5 protein-coding genes are annotated in these 11,837 nt (G+C 39.0%); 1 reads left to right on the top strand and 4 read right to left on the bottom strand.

What is annotated here, in order from left to right; translation table 11 throughout:
• Nucleotides 1-188: 188 nt before the first annotated feature.
• Together LAY41_RS09800 and LAY41_RS09795 are read right to left on the bottom strand one after the other, a co-directional pair.
• Nucleotides 189-656 (bottom strand): hypothetical protein, encoded by a 468-nt coding sequence (locus tag LAY41_RS09800; protein WP_249096957.1) that lies wholly within the window; start codon nt 654-656, stop codon nt 189-191.
• 75 nt (nt 657-731) lie between these two features.
• Entirely contained in the window at nt 732-4,106 is a 3,375-nt protein-coding gene (locus tag LAY41_RS09795; protein ID WP_249096955.1) for an nSTAND1 domain-containing NTPase, read from the bottom strand.
• Between the two features lie 315 nt (nt 4,107-4,421).
• Here LAY41_RS09795 and LAY41_RS09790 point away from each other — a divergent pair, with 315 nt between their 5' ends.
• Nucleotides 4,422-4,796: a CU044_2847 family protein gene (locus tag LAY41_RS09790; RefSeq protein ID WP_249096954.1), complete on the top strand. Its 375-nt coding sequence runs from the start codon at nt 4,422-4,424 to the stop codon at nt 4,794-4,796.
• A gap of 261 nt (nt 4,797-5,057) precedes the next feature.
• Here the strand turns inward: LAY41_RS09790 and LAY41_RS09785 are convergent, their stop codons facing one another.
• Nucleotides 5,058-8,690 carry a helicase-related protein gene (locus LAY41_RS09785; protein ID WP_249096952.1) on the bottom strand — a complete coding sequence of 1,211 codons (3,633 nt, stop codon included), beginning with the start codon at nt 8,688-8,690 and terminating at the stop codon, nt 5,058-5,060.
• A 12-nt stretch (nt 8,691-8,702) separates the two neighbouring features.
• The gene (locus LAY41_RS09780) at nt 8,703-11,684 is read right to left on the bottom strand and encodes a hypothetical protein (RefSeq protein ID WP_249096950.1); all 2,982 of its coding nucleotides are present in this window, start codon (nt 11,682-11,684) and stop codon (nt 8,703-8,705) included.
• Nucleotides 11,685-11,837 lie beyond the last annotated feature (153 nt).

The following is an 11,837-nucleotide window of genomic DNA, read 5'->3' as shown; positions in this document are numbered from 1 at the left end:
TATTTCAGGGTTGTCTAAATGATGAGCGATCGCACTCTCTGAACCTGGTTTGATAGGTGTGGGTGTGAGTGCGATCGCAAGTTTTTTAGATGAAGATGCGATCGGTTTCGCAGATTGTAAACCGGGGCGGGGTCAGTAGCACTCTTTTACTTGAATAAATTCAGCAGGAGGGTGCGATCGCTAGGGGTTCATCTTTCACGATTTGGACATTGGCTGTAGCTGCATCTACGCGCGGATAATGCAAAAGTCATTTCTCGTAATACTTCCGCTTTTTTTGAAAACGGCATTACTACAAACTCATCATCATTTAAAGTCCTTTCTATTTCTGTTTCTATTATTTTGTCTATTTCACTTGAAGTATTTTCAGATCTGCCCGCTTCTAATTCAGATAATCCTTGAATTCTGCTTAGGGATTCTGGTGTAGGTGCAAACCTTTTAGTTTCTAAGTTAGAGAACATAGATGTATTGAACGCCTGAAGCCCTGATGTGCTTGAGATTGTACTTACTTCTCTAGCTTCCAGTTCCAAAATTCTTGTGTAAATCATTTCAAAACAATTTAAAATTTCTTTAGTTTTAGACTCCAAATCTTCCTTGTTAAGGTTAAAATTTATCAAAGCTACCTTCAAGATTTCAACAGATACTTCAAACTTGTTCATTGTTTATCTCCTTTTTTGCAAATGTAATTGATTGTTTACTATCTGACATAACGAATTCTTAAATATCCTCTACATTCAAACACCATCACATAATTTTCTATCTTCTTGCTTTAGATTTTTACTATTCTGTAAATATCCTTCTTTTAGAAGACTACAACTACTTTTTAATAATGCTTTTAGATCCTGATTATCAGCATTATTTATAGGCGAATTCACACTCCAAATCCTCACAGTTCCGTCTTTTCCAGTAGAAGCTATTATTTTACCGTCAGGGCTAAAAACTGCACTATTAACTGCATCAGTATGACCAAAAAGCGTTTTGATTAATTTAAGCTTTCTTATATCCCAAAGCTTCACTGTTTTATCTTCGCTTGCTGAAACAAGCATCTGACTATCTGAACTAAAATTTACTGCGTATATATCATCAGTATGATTTGTAAAAGTTTTAATTAATTGACCAGTTTTTAAGTTCCAAACTTTTACTTTACCACCTCTACTGCCCGAAGCTAGAAACTCGCCATTTGAGCTAAAATCAACTGAAAAAACAGGAGTATCATGTCTAAAGGTATGTACTATTTCTTTGCTATTAATTCGCCAAACTTTTATTTCTCCATCCCAACTTGAAGAAGCTATAAGCTCTCCATTTGGGCTAATTGCTAACCCATAAACAGCATCTCTATGGTTATTAAAAGAGGATAAAGGCTTATAATTATTATAGCTATAATAATTATTATAATTTCTTAGTTGCCAAATATTGACTGTTTTATCATATATATTGGTAGATACAATTGTTTGACTATCAGAACCAAAACGGATTTTATAAATTTCTCCCTTAGTTTTAAGCTCTCCTTTATGTTTGCCATTAACATCCCAAAAATTTATTTTACCTCCGACACCAGCAGAAGCTATTGTTTGACCATCATGGCTAAATATAATACTCCAAATTTTTTGTTTTTCTTTTATTACTTGTGACATTGGCAAGCCATTTATTTGCCAAAATTTGACAACCTTATTTTTATAATCAGAAGCAGCAATTATCTTTCCATTTGGCGCAAATATTACATCTGTAAATTCGCAATTTTGATTTTCAAATCGATTTAATTCGGATACTTTAGAGATTAATGATGCCATTAAATTTATGGTGTAAACATCTTGTGATTTGATAGCTTGCATCAATTTTAGAGCTTCAATACTTGCTATTAAAGAATCCAACTGTTTGTTGATTCCAAAAAGTTTTTGAGCCTTTGAAACTAAGGCAACAACAGCGATCGCATCACTTTCTCTCTTCTTCGCTTGCAGTTGTTGTGCTAGTAATCCTAACCCTAAAATAGAAATTACAAGAACTCCTACCGCGATCAAAGACCTGGTTATTCGCTTTTGCTGCTCCAATTCCTCTTTAATTTTTTTATCGCGCTTCTCCAAACTCCTCCGCAAAAACTCCGATTCTTCAACAGGAAGTTTCGGCTGAATCTTCTCTTTCCACTCCGAAATTATCGCCAATTTAGCACCTGTGAGCAGCGCTTCATCGGATTTCTTAAATCTTTCTTGCCACTCCCGACATTCAGCTTCTAATAAACGACTTAAACGAATATTTTCGCGATTTTCTTCAATCCAACCACGCAGTAAATTCCACTCAGTTAAAAGCGCTTCGTGAGCAACTTCTACTGTATCTTCATCGGTGACAATTAAGCGCTGATCTGCTAACAATCCAACCACTCGCCGCAATTGATCTATCGAATCTGCATTTGCTTCTAATTTTTCCCTACTGGCGCGGCGACGAGTTACCAGATTTTCTTCACCCAATTGCACCAGTTCCATAAACATTTGACGCACAAAAAGTTGGTCTGTTGAGGAAAAGCTTTGATATAGCAAATTGGCTCTATTTTCTAATGCTCCTTTCACACCGCCAATTTCTTTATAACCTTTCAAAGTCAAACGCGGTTCGGGTGAGTCTGGTTTTTCAATACAAACTCGCCATAATTCTTTCAAAGCATATTGCAATAGAGGTAAAGCACCGGGTTGATCGTTTACGTCGTCAGCGATTTGCGATATTAATCCCCGCTCAAATTTAACTCCATGCAAAGATGCTGGTTCTTCAATTGCGTTCTCTAATTCTTGCCGAGATAGAGGCGTAACCATATAAGTTGTAGGCTGAGTTCGATTGATGAGATTGGCAACTTTTGGATAAGCGGCGCATCTATCTAAAAAGTCTGTCCGAATTGCTACAATTACGCGAGTTATTCGATCGGACTTTGTTGCTTCATCTGCCATTAAACTGATCAAAGATTGTCGTTCGGCGTCGTCTTCGCAGAGGGTAAATATCTCTTCCATTTGGTCGATGAAAAGTACAAATGGTTGATTTTCCCGATGTTGCCGATCGAGTATTTCTATTAATTTCCCAAGGGGATATTTTCCGGGGGTAAAAGTTTCAATTCCCCACTGACTGCTTCCGGGGAGTCGATCGCGTTTCAAATGCGGTAGCAATCCCGCTTTTACCAGAGAAGATTTACCGCAGCCGGATGGCCCAATTACAGCCATAAAACGATTGCTGCTAAGCCGATCGAGCAATGCGCGAATCGCTTGTTCTCGTCCGCAAAAATATTTTTCTTGCTCTAATTCAAAAGGATACAATCCTCGATAGGGATTCTCTGTATTGAAAGCAATTTCTACTGTAGGTATATCTTTTTTAGGATAAGTCACGAGGGTAATCGATCGGCCCCAACCCATACGTATAGGTTCTTGCTTTGAGCCTTTGAGTGCGCGGCTAATATAATCGAAAACGCGATCGCCACTAATTTGTCCGTCTTTTCCGGCATTTTCTACCGCTAACCCGTTAATTAAAGCTCCGGTGAAGACATCGTGCTTCTCGAAATCGTATGCGATCGCTTCTTGAGAGCCTCTACAAGCTGTAATCAAATAATAATCTCTTCGGGAACTAATCGCAGTCAGACTTTGTTCCACCAATTGGCGTTCTAGGAAATAGCCACTATGACAGCAATCTAGTAATAACACCAGACTTCCGAGATTGGAAGCTCTAATCAAGTCATTAAGACTGTCGAGTGCAATTCCATTTTGGATCTCAACAATTCGCTCTCCATCTGTCTGAATTATGCAATCCGAAGACGCTAAATATCCCTTTTCTTGCCCCAGATTGTCTGATACTTTGAACCCATGTCCCGTAAAATAGATAAGCAAATCGTCACTAACAGCGTGTTCCCGCAGAAAATTTCTCAGCGCTTCTCCCAATTCCTTCCCAGTTACCGCCTTGGCTGCAATTTCATAATCTTGCTTTTCCTGATTCCAACGCTCAGGAAGTCTGATAACTTGTTGGAAATCGCCATATTTTTTTAGTACCTGCACCACCGCCTCAGCATCCGTCGTTGTCTTTGGGAGACGCTGCAACGGATTTTTGTATTCAGCAATACCAATAACCAGAGCGTATTTAGCCATACAGTACCAACCATTTAATATGTAAGCTAATTCACAAGCACCCTCTGCCGTTATCTCAACTATAAGACCTCTTACCGAAGTAAGTTCACCTTTTAGGGTGATTTCAGTCTGAAGGCAATACTGTTAGGGTTTTGGATATTTGGCGTTTGTAGGGGCGTTCGCGTAAGCGTGCCGGAGGCATTAGCATTCGGGCGAAAAATCTAGGTTTTGGGTGATAAATTGTTGCCCGAATGCTTCGCCCCTACTCCAGCATATTTGACCCGAAAGAACCAGCTTTTTTTAATCAAACGCATACAAATTTTACAGAGGCACCTGATGTCAGAAGTACAACGTTTGCTTATACAAGAAGGCGATCAAACGTATGAAATATACGTTGAATCCAAGTCTAACGCAGATATTCCCCCTCCACAAAACGAAGAATACGATCCTGCCAAAGGCTACGGCTTCAAAGAGGATGCCTTAGTCAAGATGCAGGAAGCTCGCCAAATGATTCGGGGCTATGCTATATATGCGCTTAGTGCCTTTAAAGATTTCGGTGCAGCTGAAATTGAGGAGGTAACACTCAAATTTGGCATGAAGCTGAGCGCTAAAGGAGGCTTTCCTTATATTACTGAAGGTACTGCCGAAAGCAATTTGGAAATTCAGGTTACTTGTAAGTTTCCACCAGCAAAACAACCTGGTTCGACTTAAGTTTAAATCTTACGCCTATCACCTCACCCGCCTGCGATTCAAATCGCAGGCTAATAGCTAAAGTCCTCTAAAGAGGACTGAAATTCTCTTCCAGTCCACTTCAGTGGACTTTCGCTATTAGCCCGGAACTTGAGTTCCGGGCGGGTGTGGGCGACACAGCAATGATTGATTTGCTAACGCATCATCAATTCCCAGGCAGGATGTATCAGCTGGTGTAAGATTTTAATAGAACTGACTCTTGTCGGCAATACCCATCATACTTTATTCGCCTTTAGAAAGAATCAAATTCAGTACATTCAACTCATTGGAAGTCAATAGATATTTATCAGTAAAAATTTTTTCCCTCATTTCCTCTAAATTATAACTCCGAAAAACTACAAATGGAAAATCTCTATACTTATACCCAATAGGCAAAGTTTTGTCTGCTGGATAAAGGTGATGAATATAAGTAGCAAGAATCTCCCTAAATCTTTCTTCTTCTGGTTCTTCCGGTTCATCAGCAAAATATTGACTCATCGCCTCACCGCTAATAAAAGTAAATAATGGCAAAGCATAATATTGGTCGAGGCGCTGACTGTTCAGATCTAAAAACTGGGTTCTGTCGTTCGATTTGCGAACCTTATCTACTAATTCTATAGCATTTTTGAGGGCTGATGGCAGACTCCCCGGATAATCCTTACAGCTGCTAATTTTCAGCATTTTATTCAACAGTTCTTCGTTGGCGTGGTTCGTTATATCCATCAACCGCATTTCGTAAGTTTCTTCTAACCTTTGATCTGCAATAGGTACGACTAGCAAGCTACCATTAATAATACCCGGTTCTATATTTCCAAAATCCAGTAATTTATCAAAACCATCGGCTATTAATTCGGAAAATTTGCTATTGAAAAACTCTCGTAACTCCAGATAGGAATAACTCCCCGAAACCCGGTTTCTTGGAGAAACCGGGTTTCTAGAACTCAATACAAACTCGGCGCGACTTAGCAGTTGTTCTAAACTGGTATAAACTTCTTGCAATTGTTTGTGGTTGGGACGCCTGCGGTGTTCGTTTTTCAAATCTTTAATCAAATTAGCCATCTGTCCGCTAAATGTTTGACCCGCCGCAGATACGGACTTTCCACCTATGGGAATCATCAAGAATTTTTCCCTACCTATTTGTCCGTAACCTTGAATTCGCGTCATAACACAAGTTTTGACAATTAGCAATATATTTAATAAATTGATAGTGCTTTCTCGCAGGGAAATTTCTCTGTCGTCGGCGTAATAGATGGCCCGATCGCACAAATAAAAACTCAGTTCTTTCTCCTTATCATCCAGCGTTTTTTCTGACCCATTTTCGATATATTGACCGCGACCTCTGTAAATAACCTGTATTATTTCCATTAGGTTACTTTCCACCCGAAACCGAGGAATTTGTACCAATATATGTTTCGCCTTGGGAAATGATAACCCACGACTCGCAGAGGAAGTCATAAAGATTACTTTTACCTGATTTTTGAATTGATGTATTTCTGACTTATCTCGATCGGAAAGGTTAGCGTGTATCTCCAGATAATCCTTTTTATCCTCAAACTCTCCCTGCTGTTTTTTAATTGTTTCAATTAATTCTTGCAATTTCCGCTTATCTTGGATGTATACTAAAATTTGACCTGCATCAGCGCGTTTCCAGAGAGAGTTGATATCCCGAACAATTTGCGTTTGGACAGTCTTTTTTAGGTTATCTCTTTTCTCAGCAAAAGTATCTTCCTCAAACTTTACCGATTCAACGAATACCTTATATGTAATAGTTAGACTGCTTGCTGGATAAGAGTTAGCGTTGATAATAATTGCTGGCGATCGCTTAAACTCAAATTCCTGCACCGAAAGCGACTTCACCGCCTCTTCAGACGCACGCCTAAAGAATATTTTATCTGGTTCTGGTGATGTTTGCGATAAATGTTGATTGATGACATCTGGGTCAACAATGGAAGCATCTGCTACAATAACTTTGGTGTTAAATCCATGCTGTAAATCCATCAATTTATAACGATTTAAAATAGTATTTATTCCATTCAAAAAATCAACACCGCTATCATCGCCAGTTATTTCATCTATCATAATGAATAAATGCTTAATTCGCGTCGATATTTTTTTCATCTCCGCAGGAATAACCTTACCGTCACGCTTGTTATAAGCACTTTTGAATATATTCTCAAAATGATCTAAGGTGTTTGCACCGTGTTCGGTCTTTTTTAAAGATTGGATACAAGCTGTCGCGACAATATTATTGGATATTTCGTATTTTATCGCCGCGTGTATTGCTTCGCAAAGACTGGACAAAACTCCTTTACTTCTGCGATTTGTAGGTACAATTTCGTCTTCACTTCTTCTGTTAAGTGCTTGCTGGCGCGACGCTTGGCGTTCAATTTCCTGACTGGAGTCGAGAAAATTAACGCGATTTTTGATAAAATCACCCTGACGTTTGTTGGACTGGTAATTTACGACACAGCGCCGAAAGTTGTCGGCGATAAGTTGGGAATTGGTGTTGATGCAAAATATCTCGTCATCTAACTTTCCCGTTTCTGATTCTTTGAATTTCTCGATGATATCCAAATTGACTTGTTTCCGGGGACTGACGTAGAAAAAGAGAAAACCTTCGTTGATATGAGCTTTCAGAAAGTCTACGATCGCAGTAGTTTTACCAATTCCAGGATTACCAGTTAAAAATAGATAAGTTTTGTCGGAATTCAGCGCTTTTTTAATCATTTCAGCGTGAGGTTCCCTTAGTTCTAATGTCGAACTGAAATTATCGATCTTTTCGGTATGAGATATAATAGTTGTGGTGTCGCTGGGTATTTCTAGTAGTTGCTTGACAAAGGTTTTCCCGTTGTCGAAACTCCGACCTGCATTAAGTTGGATCAGATTTAAAACTTCCTTTCGCGCTCGATCGATCTCCTGTTCTTTTGGTTCGTTTTTGTAAATTTGGGAACAGGTAGTTAATACATCTAAGTTTTCGGGACCGAGGGACATGGCGCTGATACCGCGATCGCTATATCCCACCACATTAAACACCAGCGACGCTTCATCATTCAGAATACCAGTTTCGCGTAAAAATCGATAAAAACTGTGAGCATAAGAACCAGCTTGAATTAACTTAGCACTTTCTTTATCCTTCCGCTTAAAAGCAGTAAAATACCTGGTTAAATCCGCTGCAAAAGCAAAACTAAAATCATCAGTAGCGCCAGTATCAATCCGCAGCTTAGAAAAAACACTTTTTGAGCGCAAATAACCAATCTCGCGACCCAACAAACGCCGCTGATTCTGCATATCTTTATCTTCAAAATCCAAGATGTCTTCAGCTGACTTAACGGAAAATATCGATAAATCTACTGAGAGAATCCTAAACTCTTGGCGTTGGCGCAACAACATCAGGGTGTCCGCCTTCAAAAACTCACCCTTTTGTTGGTATCGAGTCCAGAAACCCGGGTTCTCCAAGAAATTGGGTTTATGAAACTGCGACAATAACTCTCTATATTCTTGTTCTTCAGTTTTGGAATATGTTTTGATGCTGTTAGCATCGCCAAAACTGCACTGGTAGTACAAAATTTCGATATTCGGTTTCTTGCTATCGTTCCATCCAGTAGATTTAATGTACTCCCCAAAGAAATTCAATCCAGACAGAAAACCCTTCTGCAATAAATATAAACACCATTTTTCAATTATTTTGATATTATTCGGACTGATTGTTCCGTCTTCACTCACTATCCGTTTAAACATTTCGGCAAATTTAAAATGCTGCAAATCCCGCCGATATAAGTTGCCGAAATTATGTTTTATTTTGTGTTCTTCGATATAAGCAAGAATCCCGATGTTGAAACCAACTTCAAATAGACGACCCAAATTTTCGGCGATCATTTTGCGCTCCTTCTATACGTTTAATGCTTTCTTAACTTCGCTCAAAAATGCCAACGAGTTAAAACCAACTTCTCCTCTCATGTGATTAAAGACAGATAGCTTGCTAAAAGATTCCTCACCGATAATGTTCTCATAAGGGTCGAGTTTTAAACTGATGTCGCTGGTTTTCTCGAAGCGCGAAAAGTGAAAAAGTGTCAGATATTGCAAAATGTCGTTTTTCAGCATACTATCATCGTCAATCAAACCCGATCGAATGTATTTGTCATCCAAAATTCCGGGATAAATGTTCAACAGGGTCGAGTAGGAAATCACACCATTGTAAAATCGATCGTCCCCCTTACCCACACTAATCCCATTAAACAAATTGAAAAACACTACCGCTTGTTGGGTGGAATCTTTCGCTACATTGAGGAGTTCCTTTGTATCCTGTATGTAAAAAGAAGTTGCTTTAGGTTCTACTGCTTTCCGAACATAGTATTTATCAAAAAATACCGGATATATCTGGATGTCGTCGCGATTTCCTTTCAAATTATTGATTAATTTGGGTGACATAAAATATAGGCTATCGTCATCCTCACTTTGAGTTATATTCAGGTTACTCGTAAAAGGTGCTTGTGCGACATACAAAAAGTGTCGGTATCCTTGCTGATAAAGATTGTTCACCGTGTCTATGAGAATCGGCGGATCGTGATACAAACGTTGATTGCTATAGTTATCAGAAAAAGTTTTGATAATATACAACCGAATAGCGCCATCCTGTTGGCGCGTGACGCCAATTGCTTCTCCTACCAAATTAGATATTCTATTTTTTCGGTTTCTGTTACCTGTCCTGGCGTCGCTTTCCAAACTCGAAACAATAATAATAGCTAGTTTATCGAGGGTTGGAGTATCTGCGGTATCGGTGAAGCGAAACTTTCTAGGTAATACCGAATACAAAGAACTAAGACCGTTCTTTACTTTGAAAGGATTAGCATCTTGAACGCGGAAACCTTGGGAATTACACCGATGTTTCTCGTTCACAAGATGACACAATGTTTTAGATAGATGCGCCATGAATTTTTCTGATAGTGCGGGGTTTTGGTGGGTTCCCTCGTGCAATCTTACCATCGGAACAAACAACCTTTTTTTGGCAGCATCTAGCAATATTTTCAGGCAAATATATGCTAATAAAGAGATGGTAAAGCGATAAAGAAAACCTTGAGTAGAATTAAACCCATTTCCCTCTAACCGTCGGTTGTCGTAGCGAAATAATAACAACTTACGATCTCGCATGAAATGGTTTTGATAGGCATTTATACAACTTTCGGGAACCCACATTACTGGCAAAGTATTAACACCTGTGAGGTCGTATTCCATCCGAAATTCTTGGCGTTCTTCTGTTGAAAAATAGCGAATGTCTTTAATCTCAATACTTGCAGGTAGTTGACAGACAGCATTTTCATCAACGTGGACTTTACCAATAGAAATATATCTCAGACATTCTTTCGGATTGCGTTGTACAACTTCTCTGAAGAAAATATCGTTGAAAATTTTATTTTCGTCTGTTTCCAGGATACCTCTTCTTACACTAATCTGAACCGGATAAGTTCGGGTTGGCAAAATAGTCTGATTCTTGATAAATTCTCTCAGCAACTCCCTTAGTACCTTTATTTTTTCTCGGATTTTATATTCATTTAAGCCTCGCCAAATAGCCTTCAAACGTCTCTTTTTTATTTCCTCGTTATTACCCTGTAGATCTGGTAATATTTTTTTAAAAGGGATGATAGGGTTATAATTTAAATCGTCATTAGGATTATAACCATCTACGTTGGGGTTATTGCAAGCAAATACAAAGAAGTACAAAAAGGCAAGTTTTAATATTTTTGATCCGAAGTTTGGTTTTCTTTCAAGTTCGTGACGATGCTCAGCACTATCTGGATCGATTAGATTGAGATTGTAGTCAAAAACTTCTAGACCTTTGTGTGCTTCAACTGGATTGCCAAACTTCATTTTGAGGCCAAAAATAAATTTGCGCTCTCCCTCGTTAATGTCTGTACTTTCTCCCAAGTTACCTGTTACGATGGGAATGATGGGAAGGGAGTCTAATACTTCCGATCGCGAAAACTCATCTTTGTAATTAATCGTCGAATTAGCATAGTTTACATCGTAATAACTATCGGCTTTGTCCTGGTTAATAAAATCTTCTATTAGTCTAAGACGGCGAATCAAATCTTGAAGATAAATAAAGCCAACGCTATCTTTGGTTTCGATGTTATCTCGGAGATATTCCAAATACCTTATTTTTGCTTCTTTCTTAAGTTTTCCCAGTGTTTCTGTGTCTACAATTCGCTTCAGGCGATTGAAGTCAGAATACTCGTCTTCTATCCGCTCTTGAATAGTATCGTGCAGTTCTTTCCGGTGGGATTCTCTTTCAAAAGTAACTTGGCGATCGATATGATTTTCCAATCCTTCTTTCAAATATTCTGGAAATCGATCTATCTCCCGTACCGTAATAGTAAGTTTGTGAAATTTCAGCAGGGAAGCACTACCGGGACGGTTGCTATCCAAACAAAGTTTCTGCTTCTGTAAATTAGGAGAAGGTCTGTTAAAAGTATAAGTCAAACCCAAACCAGTTGGATTTCCCTGGAAAGATTCCAAAGGAGTAACTAACCCGTTAACAAACTCCTCAATTGAGCGATTCGATCCCAAACTAGATTCTAATAGCTGTGTCAAACAATCTCTTATTTCTCGAATCTTATTGGGAAAGTTGTCTCGGAATCCCGGACTAAAATTGATGGTAGCAGAACGAACGCCATTAGGAGATGACAGAGGATTTTGGATCGGTAAAGAAGCGACATGACTGGCTACAGCATCAATATCGATCGCCAACCGCTGACCGTTTTCTGCGATGCGAAACGGGTTCTGACCTCTTAAAGTTTGTAAAATTTTTTGCAGCAGATCTGTGTAGTCTACGGAAACTAGCTCGCTGTCACCCGGTTCTAAAATGTTTACCATCTAGTAGATTTTGGCTGATGTTATTCTCATTCAACCATCAAAAGCGAACAAAAGTCAATATGCTATTTTTACTTAGGAGAAGAAGAGTGCGATCGCACTCTTCTTCTGTCGGCATTGCCTAACTACTACAGCCAGACCGATGACCGATGACGG

This window comes from Argonema galeatum A003/A1 (assembly GCF_023333595.1).
Taxonomy (GTDB): domain Bacteria; phylum Cyanobacteriota; class Cyanobacteriia; order Cyanobacteriales; family Aerosakkonemataceae; genus Argonema; species Argonema galeatum.
Note: the sequence above shows the minus strand (reverse complement) of the source record. Positions and strands in the feature narration are given on the sequence as shown.